Annotated in this window: 17 protein-coding genes and 1 pseudogene; 8 read left to right on the top strand and 10 right to left on the bottom strand. The window is 69.7% G+C overall.

The window, feature by feature from the left end; translation table 11 throughout:
* Positions 1 to 54: 54 nt before the first annotated feature.
* Positions 55 to 1,800 (top strand): serine/threonine-protein kinase, encoded by a 1,746-nt coding sequence (locus tag D7D52_RS08770; protein WP_120735867.1) that lies wholly within the window; start codon positions 55 to 57, stop codon positions 1,798 to 1,800.
* A gap of 6 nt (positions 1,801 to 1,806) precedes the next feature.
* On the opposite strand, the gene D7D52_RS08765 is transcribed toward D7D52_RS08770, so the two are convergent.
* On the bottom strand, positions 1,807 to 2,004 hold the full coding sequence (locus tag D7D52_RS08765; RefSeq protein WP_120735866.1) for a hypothetical protein: 198 nt from the start codon (positions 2,002 to 2,004) through the stop codon (positions 1,807 to 1,809).
* A 370-nt stretch (positions 2,005 to 2,374) separates the two neighbouring features.
* Here D7D52_RS08765 and D7D52_RS08760 point away from each other — a divergent pair, with 370 nt between their 5' ends.
* Together D7D52_RS08760 and D7D52_RS08755 are read left to right on the top strand one after the other, a co-directional pair.
* Positions 2,375 to 3,256, top strand: a complete 882-nt coding sequence (locus D7D52_RS08760; RefSeq protein WP_120735865.1) for a helix-turn-helix domain-containing protein — start codon at positions 2,375 to 2,377, stop codon at positions 3,254 to 3,256.
* On the top strand, positions 3,253 to 3,450 hold the full coding sequence (locus D7D52_RS08755; protein WP_120735864.1) for a DUF397 domain-containing protein: 198 nt from the start codon (positions 3,253 to 3,255) through the stop codon (positions 3,448 to 3,450). The genes D7D52_RS08760 and D7D52_RS08755 overlap by 4 nt, the downstream gene beginning before the upstream one ends.
* 54 nt (positions 3,451 to 3,504) lie before the next feature.
* Here D7D52_RS08755 and D7D52_RS08750 read toward each other — a convergent pair whose 3' ends face one another.
* Entirely contained in the window at positions 3,505 to 3,774 is a 270-nt protein-coding gene (locus tag D7D52_RS08750) for a hypothetical protein (RefSeq protein ID WP_162958224.1), read from the bottom strand.
* Positions 3,775 to 3,888: 114 nt separating this feature from the next.
* Positions 3,889 to 4,101 carry a hypothetical protein gene (locus D7D52_RS08745; RefSeq protein ID WP_120735862.1) on the bottom strand — a complete coding sequence of 71 codons (213 nt, stop codon included), beginning with the start codon at positions 4,099 to 4,101 and terminating at the stop codon, positions 3,889 to 3,891.
* 89 nt (positions 4,102 to 4,190) lie between these two features.
* Between D7D52_RS08745 and D7D52_RS08740 the strand changes: the two genes are divergently transcribed.
* A complete protein-coding gene (locus tag D7D52_RS08740; protein ID WP_120735861.1) occupies positions 4,191 to 4,772 on the top strand; it encodes a CGNR zinc finger domain-containing protein in 582 nt (193 codons plus the stop codon).
* 21 nt (positions 4,773 to 4,793) lie between these two features.
* Here the strand turns inward: D7D52_RS08740 and D7D52_RS08735 are convergent, their stop codons facing one another.
* The 6 genes from D7D52_RS08735 to D7D52_RS08710 all read right to left on the bottom strand — a co-directional run bounded on the left by D7D52_RS08735 (position 4,794) and on the right by D7D52_RS08710 (position 11,781).
* Entirely contained in the window at positions 4,794 to 5,825 is a 1,032-nt protein-coding gene (locus D7D52_RS08735) for an ATP-dependent 6-phosphofructokinase (protein WP_120735860.1), read from the bottom strand.
* A 79-nt stretch (positions 5,826 to 5,904) separates the two neighbouring features.
* Positions 5,905 to 6,810, bottom strand: coding sequence for a class A beta-lactamase-related serine hydrolase (locus tag D7D52_RS08730; RefSeq protein ID WP_246023699.1), 906 nt, complete (start codon positions 6,808 to 6,810; stop codon positions 5,905 to 5,907).
* Positions 6,811 to 6,946: 136 nt separating this feature from the next.
* A complete protein-coding gene (locus D7D52_RS08725) occupies positions 6,947 to 7,900 on the bottom strand; it encodes a serine hydrolase (RefSeq protein WP_162958223.1) in 954 nt (317 codons plus the stop codon).
* Positions 7,890 to 9,677, bottom strand: a complete 1,788-nt coding sequence (locus tag D7D52_RS08720) for a serine/threonine-protein kinase (protein WP_246023698.1) — start codon at positions 9,675 to 9,677, stop codon at positions 7,890 to 7,892. Before D7D52_RS08720 ends, D7D52_RS08725 begins: the two co-directional genes overlap by 11 nt.
* Before the next feature lie 56 nt (positions 9,678 to 9,733).
* Positions 9,734 to 10,420, bottom strand: a complete 687-nt coding sequence (locus tag D7D52_RS08715) for a response regulator transcription factor (protein ID WP_246023697.1) — start codon at positions 10,418 to 10,420, stop codon at positions 9,734 to 9,736.
* Entirely contained in the window at positions 10,417 to 11,781 is a 1,365-nt protein-coding gene (locus tag D7D52_RS08710) for a sensor histidine kinase (protein WP_120735856.1), read from the bottom strand. Before D7D52_RS08710 ends, D7D52_RS08715 begins: the two co-directional genes overlap by 4 nt.
* 195 nt (positions 11,782 to 11,976) lie before the next feature.
* Between D7D52_RS08710 and D7D52_RS08705 the strand changes: the two genes are divergently transcribed.
* The 4 genes and pseudogenes from D7D52_RS08705 (at position 11,977) to gatB (ending at position 17,233) form a co-directional block, all read left to right on the top strand.
* On the top strand, positions 11,977 to 12,324 hold the full coding sequence (locus D7D52_RS08705; protein WP_120735855.1) for a hypothetical protein: 348 nt from the start codon (positions 11,977 to 11,979) through the stop codon (positions 12,322 to 12,324).
* Positions 12,325 to 12,362: 38 nt separating this feature from the next.
* Positions 12,363 to 13,022, top strand: a pseudogene (locus D7D52_RS08700) (ABC transporter ATP-binding protein); the annotation flags it as partial.
* A 143-nt stretch (positions 13,023 to 13,165) separates the two neighbouring features.
* Positions 13,166 to 15,661 carry an ABC transporter permease gene (locus D7D52_RS08695; RefSeq protein ID WP_120735853.1) on the top strand — a complete coding sequence of 832 codons (2,496 nt, stop codon included), beginning with the start codon at positions 13,166 to 13,168 and terminating at the stop codon, positions 15,659 to 15,661.
* 57 nt (positions 15,662 to 15,718) lie between these two features.
* Positions 15,719 to 17,233 carry an Asp-tRNA(Asn)/Glu-tRNA(Gln) amidotransferase subunit GatB gene (gatB, locus tag D7D52_RS08690; RefSeq protein ID WP_120743929.1) on the top strand — a complete coding sequence of 505 codons (1,515 nt, stop codon included), beginning with the start codon at positions 15,719 to 15,721 and terminating at the stop codon, positions 17,231 to 17,233.
* A 68-nt stretch (positions 17,234 to 17,301) separates the two neighbouring features.
* Here the strand turns inward: gatB and D7D52_RS08685 are convergent, their stop codons facing one another.
* Entirely contained in the window at positions 17,302 to 18,471 is a 1,170-nt protein-coding gene (locus D7D52_RS08685) for a PQQ-dependent sugar dehydrogenase (protein WP_120735852.1), read from the bottom strand.
* Positions 18,472 to 18,488 lie beyond the last annotated feature (17 nt).

Here is an 18,488-nt window from a genome sequence, read left to right as displayed (position 1 = left end):
GTTTCGGCGGGTAGGCTCACGGACTTGTACGTCACCGGAAGGGGGTCGTAGGCAGTGCTGAACAGTGGTGACGTGTTCGCCGGGTTCACCATCGAACGGCTGCTCGGCCAGGGCGGGATGGGCTCGGTCTATCTGGCCCGGCATCCCCGCCTGGGCAAGTTGACGGCCTTGAAGCTGCTGAATCGGGAGTTGTACGCGGACACCGAGATCCGCGCCCGCTTCGAACGCGAGGCGGATCTGGTGGCGCGCCTGGACCACCCCAATATCGTGGAGGTGTACGACCGCGGCACCGAGGACGACATGCTGTGGATCTCCATGCAGTACGTCGACGGGGTCGACGCCGCCGGCGTGAACGTGGCGACCCTGCCGCCGGAGCGGGCCGTGCAGGTGATCGAGGGCGTCGCCGACGCACTGGATTACGCGCACGGCATGGGCGTGCTGCACCGGGATGTGAAGCCCGCCAACATCATTCTGGCCCGCGCCGTCGCCGGCCACGGGGAACGCGTGTTCCTCACCGACTTCGGCATCGCCCGCCTGCGTGAGGATTCCACCCACCTCACCCAGGCCGGCATGTTCACCGCCACCCTCGCCTACGCCTCCCCGGAGCAGATGACCGGCGGCCACCTCGACCCGACGACCGACCAGTACTCGTTGGCCTGCGCCCTCTACTGGCTCCTCATCGGCGCGGGCCCCTACGACTCGCCGCACCCGGGTGAACTCATTCGCGGCCACCTCCAACTCCTCCCGCCCCCGGTCTCGCTGCGCCGCCCCGGCCTCTCCCCGGCCATGGACGCCGTCCTCACCAAGGCCATGGCCAAACGCTCCACCGACCGCTTCCCCACCTGCACCGCCTTCGCCCAGGCTGCCCGCCAGGCCTTGTCGGGTCCCGTGGCCCAGCATCCGGCCCATCAGCAGGCCCTCGCCGCCTATCCGAATCCCGCGGCCCCCCAACCGAATTACCCCTATCACGCCCCGGCCTATCCGACCCCGGGCTATCCCGCCGCGCCCGCGCCCCAGCCACCCGCGTATCCGCCGCCGCAGCCCGCCGCCTATCCCGCGCCGCCGCAACCGGCGGTGCCTCCGCAGCCGGTGGCCGCGTACCCCGCGCCACCGCAGGTTCCCGGCCAGCCGTCGAACCAGGCTCCGGCCCCCAATTACCCGACGCCCCACCAGCAGCCGGCCGGCTGGGGAGTCGAGAACTCCGCACAGGACACCGAACGCATCAACTCCGGACCGACCGTCCGCCCGTACCCGCCCGATCCGGAACCGCGCCCCGCGAATCACGGTGTACCGCAGCCGGCGGCGGGAGACGATCCGTGGCGGCGGCCGGCCGAGAAGCCCGAAACCAGTGCCGCCGTGGGGGATTTGCCGGACACGCCGGGTTTCGCGGAGCTCGAGGCCGAACCGTCGGCGGCTTTGGCACACGGCTCGGTATCCGTTTCGCCGTCGGCGTCGGCCGCTGTCGCGCAGGCCGAGGAGGGCCGGAGCGAAGGCGCCGGCGCTGACGGGGAGCAGCCGGAGGCAGCCGTAGGCTCCGCGGAATCGATGGCGGCCCACGGCCCGGTCACGGGTCAGTTCGTGGTTCCGCCGCCGGGCGCGGAAGCCGGGTACGGGGGTTATCCGGCCGCACCCGGATACGTCACGCCCAGCCGGTCCGGGCCGAATCAGGTTCGGCCCGGACTGATTCCGACGTCGCAGCGGGCGGAGGCATCGCAACTGACCGCCATGCTCGTGGTGGGGCTGGCGGTGGTCGCGCTGGTGTTGTTGGTGGCGGTGGCCCTGGTCGTGGTGTCCGGCTGACGAGCGTCAGTGGCTCTGCTGGGGCGTGGCGCGGTGATCGAGCACCATTTCGCCTCTGTCGACGAGGATTTGGCGGGCGCGGCGGCGGACGAGGCAGTTGTCGACGGTGCAGCACTTGTGGATCTGCATGGCCTGATGGGCCTGGGACAGCGCCAGGTCGCCGGGATCCATCGTGCAGTCGAACAGGTACATCATGGTGCTCACCAGGGGGCAGCGCGCAGGGGGCTTCACAGTTCGCGGTCCGGCGCTGGTGGCTGGCATGCGGCGCACGCGCGCCGGGCCTCTCGACAGCGTAACGGGATTCGCTGCTCGCCACGCCGGTATCGCCCGGGACGCCCGGGCGGACCGGACTTTCGGCGGAGTTGGGGTGCGCCCGGCTCGGGGACGAGTGGGTCCAGAGATATCAGGGCTCCGGTTCTCACCGGGCGCGACTCCAGTCCAGCACCGTTTGGGCGAACCGACAATCGAAGCCGGGCCGCGGTGGGAAACTTTGCGAAAGCTCCAGGTCAGCATTCATAACGCGTGGGAGCATCATTCGCAGTGACCGAAAACCGCCTTCGTGGGGGAGGATTCGATGTCCGAGCATGGTTCGACGTTGCCGCGCCGTCAGCTGGGCCGATACCTGCGGGAAGGCCGGATGCAGTGCAATATGACGATCGCCGAGGCCGCGGCGCTGATGGAGTGGAGCGAGTCCAAGCTGCAGCGACTCGAGACCGGCAATGCCGAGAAGATCCGCGTGCTGGATGTCCGGGAGCTGTGCCGCATCTACGACTTCGACGACGAGTTCTCCACGGCGCTCACCGGTCTCGCGCAACAGGCCAGCGTCAAGTCCTGGTGGCACGAGTACGACGATCTGATTCCCGAGGGTTTCAATGTGTATGTGGGGCTGGAGGCTTCGGCCCGCGCCCTCATCTCGTATCAGCCGGAGATCATCCCGGGGCTGTTGCAGACCGCTGAGTACGCTCGGGTGTTGATCAACGATTACTGGCCGGATGCTGCACCCGACGAACTCGACCGCCGGGTGCAATTGAAGGTCCGGCGTCAAAGCCTCTTGACGCGCAAGCGAAGTCCCGCCGCCTTCGACATCGTGGTGCACGAAACCGCATTACGTCGCGTTGTCGGCGGTCCGCGCGTAATGGCGGCGCAACTTCGGCGCGTGGCGGATCTGTCGACACTGCCGTCGATCGCTGTTCGTGTACTACCCTTCTCGGCGGGCGTGCCGATCGGTCACACCGTCGGCCCGTTCGTGATCCTGGAATTCGGCCGGGACGCGGGCAACCGCCCCGTCGAACCCACGATCGTCTATCTGGAGAACTTTCTCGGCGACCTCTACCTGGAGAAGCAGGCCGCGGTCGACCGATACCGCGAGGCGTACCAAGCGATCCAGTGCGCCGCGCTGGACGAGACGAGCAGCAGAGACCTCCTGCGGAGGGTAGCGAAGGAGTACGCGACGTGACCGTCGAACCCGGCGTCCGGTGGTTCAAGAGCACCCACAGCACCGGGGCCAAGGAGTGCGTGGAGATCGCGTTCCTGGCCGGCGGTGTCGGCGTCCGGGACAGCAAGCACCCCGGCGGTCCGGCCTTGCTCTTCCCGGGCGCGGACTGGGACCGGTTCACGGCCGCCGTGCGCGCGGGGCGATTCGACGGCTGAATCCGGCGGGCGAATCGGGCCGCCCGGCAAGCGAATCGATCAGCGGGTACGCGGTCAGGCGGTGCGGGCCGCGCCCACGGTGATCGCGGCGGCATTGATGATGGCGTAGGCGCTCACCGCAAAGGGCACCCAGGTCGGGTGATGCAGGGCCAGGAGCGCGGCCGTCGCGGTGGCCAGCGCCACCGCGCGCAGCACGGTCCAATTGCGCACCAGCCCGCGCACTACGGTGAATCGGCCGGTGGCCGGGGCTGCGGCGCAATCGTTTTCGAACTCCTCGAACTCCACTGACTCGGAGATCGGGACGGTTGCGCTCGGAGCGATCACGGGACCTACAGCTTTCTAACGGTTGCACTCGTGACCTCACAGTAGAATCTCACGGGTTGTGAGTGCAATTCCGCGCGAAACATATACGGGCCGGCGATCGCTCCGGCCGTCCGATCAGGCCGAACGGGCGGCGCGCGCCGAGTTCAGGGTGAGTGCCGCCGCATTCCAGATCGCGTACAGGCTCACCGAGTAGGGGACCCAGGTCGGGTGGTGCAGGGTCAGCAGCACGACGGTGGCCAGGGCCAGCGCCAGCGCGCGGAGGACGATCCCGTTGTGCAGCAGGCTGTTCAGGGTTTGCAGGGGCGCGTTCGCGACGGGAGTGCTCATCTCGGGCCTCATCTTTCTAACGGAATATCCTGTGTTCAAACGTTAGAACATAATGGACCAAGGAATCAATACCCGTTAGAATCGGGGGCATGGTCGATCCCTTGGCACTCCGTTTGGCGAACACCCTCCGCGCCACCAGCAGCGGTCTGACCGACTCCTTCGCCACCCGCGAATCCACCCGGGACTGGTTGCGGGACAACGTCCCGCAGCTGAGCACCCACATGAACGTCGAGGACTACCTGCCCAGCGAGGCCGACCGCATCGCGCTGGTGGACCTCCGGCAGAACGTGCGGGCGGTCTTCGCGGAATACGTGTCGCCGCAACCGCCGAGCTCCGCCGACGCGGCCGTGCTGCCGCCGTTCCCGGAAGCCCTGGCCGGCATCAATGCCGCCACCGCGCCCACGCAGCGGTTGCTCGGCTGGGGCAAGTCCGGGCCGCGCACGGTGGAACGACTGCTGACCGCCGACGAACTCGACACCGTCATGGCCGGTTTGGCCGACTCCGCCATCGAGTTCTTCACCGGACCGGTGGCCGCGCAGATCCGCACCTGCCCGGCCCCCCGCTGTGTCCGGTATTTCCTGAAGGCGCATCCTCGCCAGGAGTGGTGCTCGGTGGCCTGCGGCAACCGCGCCCGCGCCGCCCGGCACTACGCGCAGCATCGGGACGACTGAGCCTGTCCTGGCGGTATCTCGCTAGCCGAAGAAGGCGGCCGCTTCGCGGTAGCGGTCCGGCGGCACCAGCTTGAGCTGCTTGGTCGCCTCCGACAGCGGCACCAGGTCGATGTCATTGCCGTGCAATGCCACCATCTGCCCGAACTGCCCGGCGTGCACGGCTTCCGCCGCGTGCACGCCGAAGCGCGTGGCCAGCACCCGGTCGTACGGCGTCGGGGTGCCGCCGCGCTGCACGTGCCCGAGCACGGTGACGCGCACCTCCTTGCCGATGCGCCGCTCGATCTCCGGCGCGAGCTGCTGCGCCACCCCGGTGAAGCGGACATGCCCGAACTCGTCGATGCCACCGTCGCGCAGGCTCATGGACTGCGGATCGGGATGCGCGCCCTCGGCCACCACGCAGATGAAATGCGAATCCCCGCGCTGGAAGCGGCGTTTCACCATGGCGCACAGCTCGTCCAGATCGAAGGGCACCTCGGGCACCAGGGTCAGGTGCGCGCCGGAGGCGATGCCGGAATTGATGGCGATCCAGCCGGCGTGCCGCCCCATCACCTCGACCAGCATGACGCGCTGATGCGATTCGGCGGTGGTGTGCAGCCGGTCGATGGCCTCGGTCGCGATCGAGACCGCGGTGTCGTGGCCGAAGGTGGTGTCGGTGCAGTCGATGTCGTTGTCGATGGTCTTGGGCACGCCCACCACGGGCACGCCCTCGTCGGCCAGCCAGGAGGCCGCGGTCAGGGTGCCTTCGCCGCCGATGGGGATGAGCGCGTCGATGCCGTTGTCGTCGAGGGTCTGCTTGATGCGGGGCAGCCCGGCGCGCAGCACGTCCGGATTGGTGCGGGCGGTGCCGAGGATGGTGCCGCCCTTGGTGAGCAGCCGGTCGGTGCGGTCGTTGTTGAGGATCTGGATCTTGCGATCCTCGAGTAGTCCCCGCCACCCGTCCTGGAAGCCGACGATCGCATCCCCCCAGCGTCCGTTCGCGGTACGAACGACGGCTCGGATGACGGCATTCAGGCCAGGGCAGTCTCCGCCTCCGGTCAAGACTCCGATGCGCATGACCCCCATCTTGCCTTGATCTCGGCCCCCGAGGGCCTTCGCCCCCGTGAATCCCCGGTTACGGCTCGCTCAGCGATGCTCAGCCGGCCGGGCAGGCGCCGCCTTTGAGCTCGTCCTGGTGGTGGGAGATGAGCGTGGCGATCTTGGTGAGGATGGCGGTGCCGTCGTCGAAGGAGCCGGAATTGGGCTGGGTGGCAATGGCTATGGCGATCTGGCCGCCGTCCACGGGGATCAGGCCGAGTTGGCGGACCAGGTAGTTGCCGCTCGGGTCGGGGCCCCAGCCGCCCTTGAACACGGCGCCGTCGAGGGTGCCCAAGCCCCAGCGCTGGGTGGAGCTGATCTTGCTCATCAGGGAGGTGACGAGCTCGGATTGGGGCAGGCAGGGCAGTTTCGCGGTGAACTTCACCTGGTCGGCCAGCGACCAGTCGGCTTGGCCGAAGGCGGAGTAGTCGGCGCGGGCGCGGGTGGCGGGGACGGTGGTGTCGGGATCGCCGCCCTCGCGCAGCACGTCCTGGACGGTCTGCGCGGCGGTCTCGGCGGAGCCGAGCGACTGCCAGAGGGTGTCCGCGGCGGTGTTGTCGGAGTATTCGATGGCGTTGACCGCCGCGCCCTCGTTGCCGGTGTTCTTGCGCAGCGCCGCCAGCGTCAACGGCACCTTCATGGTCGACCAGCCGGGGCCGCCGGTCCAATCGCCCAGTGTCACCAGGCGGTCGCTGCCGACCGGCAGCAGCGCCAGCCCCACCTTGCCGGCCAGCGACGGTTTCAGATCCGTGAGGAAATCCCCGGCCAGGGTGCCGGGCAACGGCATCGCGGTCGCCGGCACGGTGGCGGTGGGGGCTGCCGCGCCGGTCGTCTTGTCCGGCACCAGAACCGGCTTGCTCGAGCACCCGCTCAGGGCCGTGACCAGCACCGTCAGCAGAACCGCCGACAAGGTCGGCGCGGCGCCGCCGCGCGCGAACCACCGTCCGCGCCAACGTGCTTCCACGCTCTGACCTCCATCTGCCCCGGATGCCGGTGCGTTCCCTGTTCCTAGCGGACACACCTATGCCCGTCAATCGCAAGGATTGTTGTGGTTCGCGCGGGCGGGGGTCAAACGCGGTGGGTAGGGCCGGTTTTCACGGCTAGTGCGAGCAGAGGCCGCCGCGTAGGTCGGGCAGATGGTCGCCGACCAGCAGGGCGAGCTTGTCCATCATGTCGGTGGCGTCGTCGAAACTGCCGGAGGTGGGCTCCACCGCCAAGGCCACCGCCACCGGCCCGTTCAGCGTTGGGACCAGGCCGAATTGGCGCACGGTGTACTTGCCGGTGTCGTCGTCGGGGCCCCAGCCGCCCTTGAACTCCGCGCCGATCAACCGGCCCAGGCCCCAGCTCTGGCTGGGGGTGATCTCGCTCATCAGCGAGACCACGGAATTGGCCCGGGGCAGGCAGGGCAGCCGGGAGGCGAAGTGCACCTGATCCGACAGCGACCAGTCGGTGGCGCCGAAGGCCAGCAGGTCGTCCGATTCCAGGGCGGCCAGTTTGGTGTGGCGCGCCGCGACATCGGTGGTGGCGTCGCCCGCCTCGCGCAGCACCGCCTCGACGGCGTCGGCGGCCTGGCTGCCGTTGCCCAGCGAGGTCCAGAGCTCCTGCGCCGCATCGTTGTCGGAGAAGGTGATGGCGGCCTCCGCGGTGGCGCGCATGCCGTCGGGATCGTGGCGCAGCGCGGCCAGGGCCAGCGGGACCTTGATGGTGGACCAGGCGATACCGGTGGTCCAGTCGCCGAGCTGGGTCATCTCGCCGCCGCCGACCGGCATCACCGCCACCCCGACCCGGCCGTCCAGACCGGCGCGCAGATCGGCGAAATCCGCTGCGAACGCGATGGATTTCGGCAGGCCGAACAGCTCGGGCAAATCAGGCGCCGCCATGGTGGGGGTCGACAACGCCGAGCTGTCGCCCACCGGCTTGATATCCCCCGGCTGCGCCGAGGCATGGTGTGCCGCACCGAAATTCACACCGCAACCCGAGACGGCCAAGACCGCCGCCAAGGCCAGCCCGCGCACGAAACCCTTGCCACAGGCCGGAATTGGATCAGTAGACATACACCACCGCGTTCTCACCGCCGACGCAGGACACCAATTTGCCTGCGGCCGTACAGTTCATCGTGTAAGACCGGCCCGTCACCGGACTCACTGCGTTCACAGTAACCGTCGCACCCGGCCGACCAGAAGTCGCGTCGGCATAGGCTCGGCGAACCTCCTCCGCGAACGGGCATGACGTCCCGGTGTTTCCACGCGCGGAGGAGGCGTAACCGCCGAGCGTCGCATACACCGCTGGACACGACGTCGCTCCCGCCGGCAGCTGCACCGCGCTGGGCGCCGCCGAGGTGGTCACCGTCGGGCTCGCCGCCTGCGAGCGCGACGTGGTGAACCCCGGAACACCCTGTGCTGCCGTCGTTATGGGTGCTTCGTTGCCGGAGCGGTCGAGGACTTGCCAGCCCACCGCACCCGCGACAGCCGCCACCGCGATCGCCAGCACCCCGATGGCCACCGGCACCGCCACCGACCTGCCCCGGCGTCGCCGCCCGGGCTCAAAGGCCGGGCCGGAGACGATGGCGTGCTCGGCGGTCGGGTACAGCGCGGGATCCGGTGCGGGAGCGTAGGGAAAGTCCTGCCCGCGCGCCTGGGCGTGGCCCCAGGCCGCCTGTTCCTGCGCCTCCGGCGGCAGCGGGGTGAAGTGAAAGTCGCTGACGCGCACCCGGGTCGGATCCGACGGCACGATCACCGGCCGATCGTCCGCGGGCTCCTCGGCGGCCGGGAACGCGCCGGTGATGTAGGCCGGAATCGAGCCGGTGCTGGTGGTCAGACTCGGCGGGCGCGGCGGCCCGGCGGCCGGATCGGGTTGCCGCGGTGTGGGATCGGCGTTCCGACCGGTCGGCACCCCACCGAGGGGCAGCACCGTGGTCGGCGGCGGACCGACCGGCGGCCCCGGCGGCACGGTCCGCCCACCCGGCCGGGGCTGCTGCCGCGGCGGCGGCATGGCCGGACCGCCCGCCAGCGCCGCCCGTGCGGCACGGGCGAATTCGCCCGCCGTGAAGAACCGCGCCTCGGGATCCTTCGCCAGCGCCCGGGCCACCACGCCGTCCAGCGCCGGCGGCAATCCGGCGCGCAGCAGGCTCACCGGCGGGGGCGGCTCCGACAGATGCGCGCGCACCAGCGCGCTCATATTGAGCGCCGGGAACGGCTTCTCGCCCGTGAGGCATTCGTGCAGCACACAACCCAGCGCGTAGATATCCGCGCGCCCGGAGACCGGACCGGCGTCGAACCGCTCGGGAGCCATGTACGCATACGAGCCGACAGCGGTGCCGGTCATGGTGATGGTGGAATCGCCCTCGGCGCGCGCGATGCCGAAATCCGCGAGATAGGCGAAATCCGCGTCGGTGACAAGGATGTTCGCGGGTTTGACGTCCCGGTGCACCAGTCCCGAGTAGTGCGCCGCGTCCAGCGCGGCCGCGACCTGCTCGACGATGCCGACCACCCGCAGCGGCGGCATCGGACCCGATTCGTCCAGCAGCGAGCGCAGATCCCGTCCGCGCACCAGCCGCATGTCGATGTAGAGCTGACCGCCGATCTCGCCCCAGTCGTGGATGGGGATGATGTGCGGTTCGGCCAGCCGCGCCGCCGCCTGCGATTCGCGGCGAAAACGTTCCTGGTAGGCGGGATCCTCGGCGAGCTCGACGGGCAGCAGCTTGAGCGCGACGACCCGATCCTTGGAGGTGTCGTAGGCCTCGTGGACCTCACCCATACCGCCCCTGCCCAGCAGCGAGCGCAACTCGTACGGCCCGAATCTGCTTCCGGCCCGCGATGGCGGTGCATCCACCCCGTCCAACCTCCAACTCATCGGGAGGGAAGCAGACGAGGACCCGCGACCCACCCCTAGGGGGTGGATTCTCCCGGTGCCACTACGCCGTGGTCAAACGCAAAGACGATGGCCGCGGCACGGTCGCGTAACCCAAGCTTCCCGAAGATATGTCCCACATGGCTCTTCACCGTTACCTCCGAGATGCCGAGTGTGCTCGCGATCTCAGCGTTGAGGCGGCCGCGGCCGATGAGTTCGAGCACCTCGAGCTCGCGAACGGTCAGCTCCGACAGGCGATCGCCGCCGGGCGCAGGAGTGGGACGCGCCGAACGATAGGTCGACAGGACACGCGGGGTGACGGTCGGGTCCAGCCACGAGCCGCCGGTGGCCACCGTGCGCACCGCGCGGATCAGATCCTCGGCGGGCGAGTCCTTGAGAATGAAGCCCGCCGCGCCCGCGCGCAGCGCGCCCGACAGCAACTGGTCGTCGTCGAAGGTGGTCAGCACCAGCACCGGGGGCGCGTCCGCGATGCCGCGCAGGGTGCGGGTGGCCTCGATGCCGCCGATGCGTTTCATCCGCAGATCCATCAGCACCACATCGGGCCGCTGGGCGCGCACGGCCGCGGGCACCTCGTCGCCGTCGGCGCACTCGCCGACCAGGAAACCGTCCCGGCGGCGCAGGATTCGGCGCAGACCGCCGCGCACCAGCTCCTGATCGTCGACCACCAGGACCCCGATCAGCTCCTCGTCCGAACGGTCGGTCACACACCCTCCTGCTGCGGTTTGTGGCTCATGGTGGTCAGCGGTTTGTGGCTCATGGTGGTCAGTACCGAACGCAGCCCCTGTTCGGCGGCGGCGAGACATGGGAATTGGCCGGTGGTCGGAATGCGCGCGCACACCTGCCAGTGCTCGTCCTCGATCCCCGCGGCGAGGGTGCCGCCCAGCACGGCCAGGCGCTGGCGCATCCCGGACACCCCCATGCCGCGCCCCGGGCGGGCCCGCGTTCCGGCCGGCAGGGTGTTGCGTACGATCAGGTCGATATGCCTGGCGTGCAACAGGATTCGCATCTCGGCCTGGGCGCCGGGGGCGTGCTTGGCGATATTGGCCAGTGATTCCTGGCAGATGCGATAGATAGCCAGTCCGAGACCCGGGGAGATCTGGCTCGGGTCGCCGGTCGCGCGGAACTCAATGCGCATGCCCGCGCGCACGAAATCCGCGACCAGATCCTCGATGTCGTCCAGGCCGGGTTCCGGGCGCAGCGGGGCCGGGTGACCGTCGAGCAGGCCGACGGTGCGACGGATATCGGCCATGGCCTGGCGGCCCACCCGCTCCGCGTCGGCCAGCGCGTCGACGGCCTCGTCCACGTCCTGGTCGGTTTGCAGCGCGTGCCGGGCCGCGGTCACGTGCAGCAGGGTGACGCTCAGCGAATGCGCGATGACGTCGTGCACCTCGCGGGCAATGCGCCGGCGCTCCTCACCGGCCGCCTGCAACGCGCGCATGTGCTGGTAGTCGCGTTCCTGATAGAGATATCGGCGTTGATAGTTCAGCAGCTGCCCGGTGAACCAGCCGAACAGGATCCCCAGCGCGAACCACGGGAACGCCACCCCGTCCGCGTGCCCCTGCGCACGGAACAGCAGCAGTTCGGCGAACATCGCCACCCCCACCGCCGTGCCGATCACGGTGCGGGTGATGGCCGCGATCTCACCGGTGATGATGATCAGCACCAGCGGCGCGATATCGAACGACACCGGCTGCGCCAGGAACAGCGCCACCGACGCCATGGTCAGCACCGCCAGCAGTGCCGGGCGCGGCGGGAAGTTCAGGATCACGCACGGCGGACCGGTCAGCACAATGAGCGCCAGCGCGGCCAGCGCGAGGCCGCCGGGCGGATACCCGGCCGCCACTCGCTGCGCGAAGGAGATCCCGCTGATGGTGAGCATCATGAGATCGACCAGCACCACCATGGAGACGGGATAGTCGAAACCGGTGTTCTCCACCCAGCGCCGATACTCCGCGACCGGATTGCGCACGAACCCCCGGGCCCGCACCGCGCACTCCGCGAGCCACTCCCGCAACTCCTGCCGCACCTGCCCGATCGATTCGGGGGTGGCGCTGGTCACGTTCATTCTGCAAGGCTATCCGGCAGATCGGACCGCGTACATCGTGCGACGGCAGGGGTTGTTGTCCTACCGCGGTAGGAGAACAAGTCGGGTCCCCGGCACGACGACAGGGGTATTGGAGCGACCGTAGCTTTGGGACAACGGCACAGCGCCCGCCACGACCGGGCGTTCACGCAAGATCTGACCGGAGAGGTTGGGGCCATGTCCTGGGCTGACTTTCACGCTCGCACCGACATCCTGCACACCGTTCTCGACCGGGTGGCGCGCAGCCGGTTGCCGCTGAATCCCGCCGATCCCACGCTGTTCGAGGGGCTGCCGGAGTTGGAGCGGCTCTTCGGCGGGGTGGACGGCGTGCTGCTGGCGCTGCGCGCCCGCTGGCAGAACCATCTCGACGTCAAGTTGGAACACGCACTCGCACAGGGCAAATCGGTGCCGCAGGTGGTGCACGAGCTGACCGCCGAGCAGCCGGCGCTGCGCGCGATCCTCGACGCCTTCGACACCGACCGCCTGTATTACCGCCGTCCGCGTGCGCGAGCGCTGGCGGGCTGATAGACACCGGCTGCAGCGACAGTCAGAGGGGAACAGAGATGCTGGAATTGACCGACGTCACCAAGCAGTACCGGGTGGGCGAGCAGACCGTGCGGGCGCTGGACGGGATCAGCCTGCGCATCGAGGCGGGGGAGTTCACCGCCATCGTCGGGCCCTCGGGTTCGGGCAAGAGCACGCTGCTGCATCTGCTCGGTGCGCTGGACTCGCCGGACTCCGGGTCGATTCGCTTCCAGGACAAGGAGATCGGTGACCTCGACGACGACCGGCAGTCCGAATTCCGGCGACATCGCGTCGGTTTCGTGTTCCAGTTCTTCAATCTGCTGCCCACGCTGACCGCGTGGGAGAACGTGGCCATCCCGAAGCTGTTGGACGGCACCGGATTGCGTAAGGCCAAGCCGCGGGCGCTGGAGCTGCTGGAGCTGGTCGGGCTCGGCGACCGCGCCGAGCACCGGCCCGCCGAACTGTCGGGCGGGCAGATGCAGCGGGTGGCGGTGGCGCGGGCGCTGATCATGGATCCGCCGCTCATCCTCGCCGACGAGCCCACCGGCAACCTGGACTCCAAGACCGGGGCCTCGATCCTGCAGCTGCTCGCCGACATCACCAAGGAGGGCAACTCCGTGGTCATGGTCACCCACGACATGGGCGCGGTGCGCTACTGCGACCGGGTGATCAACCTGCGCGACGGGCTGATCGGGTCCATCGACCGGGTCGAGCGGGCCGACGACGGCGCGGTGCGGACCGTGCCGGAGGAACCCGCCGCCGCGATCACCGCGGACGAGACCGTTCCCGGCGACGAGACCGTTCCCGGTGACGAGACCGTCGCGACCGACGAGGTTCGCGCGTGATCCGGGCGGCGTGGGATCGGCTGCGGCTGTTCAATATCGGCGAACTGTTCGCCCACCGCGGCCGCACCGTCATGGCCATGGTGGTGATGGGAGTGTCGGCGGGACTGCTGGTTTCGGTGTTCAGCATCTCCGGCTCCATCACCGGCTCGGTGGACAAGCTCACCAAGAGCCTCGGCGGCAACGCGGCGCTCGAGGTCAGCGGCATCACCGACGCCGGATTCGATCAGCCACTGCTGCAACAGATTCGCGCCGTACCGGGGGTCGGCGCGGCGGTGCCGATGCTGCGGCAGTCCCTCGGCGCCGGCGACAGCCGCGCGCTGCTGATCGGCGCGGACGCCTCGGTGGCGCAGCTGGGCAGCGATCTCGGCGGGACGCTGCGCGAGCAGGCGAGCAAGCTGCTCACCGTCCCCAACGGCGTGCTCGTCGGCTCGGCCATGGGGCGTGCGCAGGGGGAGAAGTTCCAGCTGGGCACGGTGACCGCGACCGTCGCGGGCGTCATCGACGACGCCACCGCCGCCAAGATCAACGGCGGGCATATCGTGATCGCGCTGCTGCCGGTGGCGCAGCAGATCACCGACCGGGTCGGGCGGCTGGACTCGGTGCAGATCGTCGCCGCGCCGAATACCGATGTGGGACAGCTGCGTTCGCGGCTGACCGCCGCCGTCGCCGGGCACGCGGTGGTCGCCGATCCGGATCTGCGGACCGCGCAGGCCGGCGGCGCGGTCATGCTGGTGCGGTATTCGACGCTGGCCTCCTCGGCCTCGGCGCTCATCGTGTCCTCGTTTCTCATCTACAACGCCATGAGCATGGCCGTGGCGCAACGCCGCCCGACGCTGTCGCTGCTGCGGGCCATGGGCGGCAAGCGCTCCCCGATGGTGCGCGATCTGATCGCCGAGGCGGCGCTGCTCGGGCTGTGCGGCGGGGTCATCGGAGCGATCATCGGAATCTTCATGGGCCGCACCGCGATTCACCAGTTGCCCGCGGCCATCGTGAACTCGGTGGAATCACGCACCGAATACGAGGTGCCCGGGTACGCGGTGCCGGTGGCGATCCTGGCGTGCGTGCTGGCCAGTGTCGCGGCGGCCGCCATCGCCGCGCGGCAGGTGTACAAGGTCGCGCCCATCGAGGCGCTGGCTCCCGTCGGCGTCGGCGCGGCCGACCGGGTGAAGCCGCTGATGCGCTGGGTCGCAGCGGTTTTCGGGGTGGCGCTGATCGCGGGCGCGGTGGTCATCGCCGAGGCCGACCTGGGACGGCTGTCCATCGGGGCCATCTCGCTGTCCATCGCCGGCGCGGTGGTGCTGTGCTTCGCGGCCACCGAACCCATCGTGGCCGCGGTGGCCGCGGTGGCGCGGCTGTTCGGCGCGCCCGGCGCGCTGGGCTCCACCACCATCGAACGCGCGCCGCGCCGAGTGTGGGCGACCGTCATGACGGTCATGATCGGCGTGACCGCCATCGTCGCCATCGGCAATGCCAGCCGCAATATGGTCAGCGCCGCCACCGACAGCTTCCAGGGCCTGGCCCGCACCGACGTGTTCGTCAGTCCCACCCCCATGGAGCAGTTCCCCACCGGTCCGCTGCTGCCCGCCGATCTCAAGGACAAGCTGAAGGCCATCCCCGGTGTCGGCGGCGTCGGCTCCGCGCAGATGGCGTTCGCGACCCTGGGTCGGGGCCGAGTCATGTTGCAGGCGTACGAGAACGGGGTCGCCCGCACCCAGACCCTCGACAGCGTGAGCGCGGCCGATCAGGCGCGCATGGCCAAGGGGGAGGGCGTCGTCGTCTCCCGGGACGTGGCCCGCTCGCTCGGCGTGCACGAGGGCTCGGCGTTGACCCTGCCCACCCCGACCGGCGAACATCGGGTCACGGTGCTGAAGGTGGTGCCGTACTTCTCGGCCATCGCCGGCGTCGTCGTGCTCGACCTCGACATCCTGCGGCAGTGGTATCAGCGTCCCGGCGAAACCATCATCGGGGTGGACTTCGCGCCCGGCGCCGACCACGCCGCGGTCATGGCCGCGGTCCGCGCGGCCGTGCCCGCCGATATGCATGTCGACACCGGAAGCCAAGCGGTGACCGCGATTTCGTCGAGCGTGCGGCAGGGCACCTCGATCAGCGCGGCCATCCTCTGGATCGTGGTGCTGGTCTCGGCCGTGGCGCTGCTGAACACGCTGATGCTGTCGGTGCTGGATCGCCGGCGCGAACTCGGGGTGCTGCGGGCCATGGGCACCAGCCGCCGGTTCCTGCTGCGCACCGTGCTCACCGAAGCGGCGGGCATCGGCGTCACCGGCGCGCTGCTGGGTCTCACGGTCGGCTCGGCGGTGCACTATCTGGCGACGGTCGCGCTCGGGCACGCCATCGCCATGGACATCGCCTATCACCCGAGCGCACTGCTGGTGGCGTACGCGATCATCGCACTCGGGCTGTCGCTGCTCGGGGCGATTCCGCCGGCCCTGCGCGCGGCGCGGCTGCCCATCGTGGAGGCCATCGCGGTCGACTGATCGCCCGGTCCGACCGCCGTCGCGGGGGTCGGACCGGTCACTAATAGGATGGTGCGCATGAGCGCAGCGACCGTGGACTTGATGGACTACTCCGATGTCATCGACCGGTACGAACCGGTGCTCGGCATGGAGGTACACGTCGAGCTGGGCACCGCGACCAAGATGTTCTGCGGCTGCCCCACCGCATTCGGCGCCGAGCCCAACACCCAGGTGTGCCCGGTCTGCCTGGGCCTGCCGGGCTCGCTGCCGGTGGTGAACGAGAAGGCCGTCGAGTCCGCCATCCGCATCGGGCTGGCGCTCAACTGCACCATCACCCCGTGGGGGCGGTTCGCGCGCAAGAACTACTTCTATCCGGACCAGCCGAAGAACTACCAGATCAGCCAGTACGACGAGCCGATCGCGGCCAACGGCTACCTCGACGTGGTGCTCGACGACGGCACCGTGTTCCGGGTCGACATCGAACGCGCCCACATGGAAGAGGACACCGGCAAGTCGCTGCACGTCGGCGGCGCGACCGGTCGCATCCACGGCGCCTCGCATTCGCTGCTGGACTACAACCGCGCGGGCGTGCCGCTCATCGAGATCGTCACCAAACCCATTCAGGGCGCGGGCGAGCGGGCGCCCGAGGTGGCCCGCGCGTACGTGACCGCGCTGCGCGAGGTGCTCGAGTCGCTCGACGTCTCCGACGTGAAGATGGAGCAGGGCTCGCTGCGCTGTGACGCCAACGTCTCGCTGATGCCCAAGGGCGCCAAGGAATTCGGCACCCGCACCGAGACCAAGAACGTGAACTCGCTGCGCAGCGTCGAGGTCGCGGTGCGCTTCGAGATGCGGCGGCAGGCCGCGGTGCTGGCCGCGGGCGGCACCATCCTCATGGAGACCCGCCACTTCCACGAGACCGACGGCACCACCTCGGCCGGGCGCATCAAGGAGACCGCCGAGGACTACCGCTACTTCCCGGAGCCGGACCTCGAGCCCGTCGCGCCCGACGCCGCCTGGGTCGAGGAGCTGCGCGGCACCATTCCGGAATACCCGTGGCTGCGCCGCGCCCGCATCCAGTCCGACTGGGGTCTGTCCGACGAGGTGTTCCGCGACCTGGTCAACGCCGGCGCACTGGACCTGATCATCGCGACCGTCGACGCGGGCGCGTCGGTGGACGCCGCGCGCTCCTGGTGGGTCGCCTACCTGACGGAAAAGGCCAAGGAGAGCCAGGTTTCGCTGGAGGACCTGCCCATCACCCCGAAGCAGGTCGCCGAGGTCGCCGGACTCGTGGAGGCCAAGACCATCAACAACAAGGTCGCCAAGCAGGTCGTCGACTTCGTTCTCGCGGGGGAGGGCGAACCCGCCGCCATCGTCGAAGCCAAGGGCCTCGGCATGGTCTCCGACGACTCCGCGCTGCAGACCGAGGTCGAGAAGGCGCTGGCCGCCAACCCCGACATCGCCGAGAAGATCCGCTCCGGCAAGGTCCAGGCCGCGGGCAAGGTCGTCGGCGACGTCATGAAGGCCACCCGCGGCCAGGCCGACGCCGCGCGCGTGCGCGAGCTGGTGCTGGCCGCCTGCGGCGTGCAGGGGTAACCCTTCGGACGAGTTGGGGCGCACGGCAGCTGCCGTGCGCCCCAATCGTTTTGGGCTACTGTCTGGGCCTATTGCTTGCCGCCTTCGCCGCCCGCGGCCGGCGGCGGGATGCGCACGACTCGATCGTCGTACTGGTTGGGGTTGCCGTCCGGCTTGTTCACGGTGCCGACCCAGATATTGCCGTCACCGCCCAGGGCCGCGCCGTCGAGGCGGCCGTATTTGTCCTGCGCCAGCACCGCCGGCGCCGCGGTCACCGCGTGCGTGGTCTTGTCCGCGGTGGCCAGCGCCAGGCCCTTCTGATTGGTCAGCGAGATCGCCACGCCGTCGGCCGCGGCCGCGCAGCCCGCGACACCCGGGTGGTCCGGCCACGTCCACGCCTTGACCGCCGCCCCGTCCGGTCCGACGCGCTGCAAGCGGTCCTCGGTGGCGGTGCGGTCGGTGAACCAGATGGAATCCTTGCCGTCGGAACACACTCCGCCGGCCACGCCGATACCGGAGACCAGCACGGTGGAGGACGCCCCGGGCGCGGGGGAGTCGACGCCGAGCAGCTTGCCGGCCAGCGAGCTGCTGTCGGTCGCCAGCGACGGATTGCCGGCGTCGCCGGTGAGGATCAGCATGCGGTCGTGCAGGAAGTCGATGGAACCGCGATTGCCGTTGCTGCCCTTGGGAATTCCGGTCAGGATCGGCTTGGGCGCGCCGCCGCCGTCGGTGGAGATGCGCACCACCCGGTTGTCGCTCGGGGTGGTGATGTAGGCGTAGACCAGCCCGTCCTCGCCGAAGGTCGGCGAGAGCGCCAGACCCGTGAGACCGCCGTCCCCGGCCGGGTCGATATCGAGCTTGGCGACCTCGACCGGCGCAGGCGGCTCACCCTCGTCGGTGGCGACCACCTTGAGGATGCGCCCGGTGGTCCGCTCGGCCACCAGCGCGCTGCCGCCGTCGGGCAGCGCCACCAGTCCGCCGGTGGTGTCCAGGCACGACACCACCACCGCGGTATCGGGGTCCACGCACGGCAGGTCGGGTCGTTTCGCGTTGCTGGGCGGGGTTTTCGGCGTGGTCGTATTGGGCTCGGCGTCCTGCCAGGTCGGTTCCGGGGTGAACGGGCTGGAGGCGCGATCGTCGAAGCGGGCGCAGCCCGACAGCAGCACGGCGCCCAGGGTCACGCCGAGCACGACCCTGCTCGCGCCCAGCCCCACCCTGCGTGCGCCCACCCCGACCCGGCCAGCGGCAACCAAACTCATGCCTGGAACGTTACGGA

It is taken from the genome of Nocardia yunnanensis, from assembly GCF_003626895.1.
GTDB classification, from domain to species: Bacteria; Actinomycetota; Actinomycetes; order Mycobacteriales; family Mycobacteriaceae; genus Nocardia; species Nocardia yunnanensis.
Note: the sequence above shows the minus strand (reverse complement) of the source record. Positions and strands in the feature narration are given on the sequence as shown.

Bases quoted from the DNA above. Each gene is read 5' to 3' on its own strand.
- D7D52_RS08685 (WP_120735852.1), bottom strand. From the start codon at position 18,471: ATGAGTTTGGTTGCCGCTGGCCGGGTCGGGGTGGGCGCACGCAGGGTG.
- D7D52_RS08760 (WP_120735865.1), top strand. From the start codon at position 2,375: ATGTCCGAGCATGGTTCGACGTTGCCGCGCCGTCAGCTGGGCCGATAC.
- D7D52_RS08725 (WP_162958223.1), bottom strand. From the start codon at position 7,900: ATGTCTACTGATCCAATTCCGGCCTGTGGCAAGGGTTTCGTGCGCGGG.
- D7D52_RS08745 (WP_120735862.1), bottom strand. From the start codon at position 4,101: ATGAGCACTCCCGTCGCGAACGCGCCCCTGCAAACCCTGAACAGCCTG.
- D7D52_RS08735 (WP_120735860.1), bottom strand. From the start codon at position 5,825: ATGCGCATCGGAGTCTTGACCGGAGGCGGAGACTGCCCTGGCCTGAAT.
- gatB (WP_120743929.1), top strand. From the start codon at position 15,719: ATGAGCGCAGCGACCGTGGACTTGATGGACTACTCCGATGTCATCGAC.
- D7D52_RS08740 (WP_120735861.1), top strand. From the start codon at position 4,191: ATGGTCGATCCCTTGGCACTCCGTTTGGCGAACACCCTCCGCGCCACC.
- D7D52_RS08710 (WP_120735856.1), bottom strand. From the start codon at position 11,781: ATGAACGTGACCAGCGCCACCCCCGAATCGATCGGGCAGGTGCGGCAG.
- D7D52_RS08705 (WP_120735855.1), top strand. From the start codon at position 11,977: ATGTCCTGGGCTGACTTTCACGCTCGCACCGACATCCTGCACACCGTT.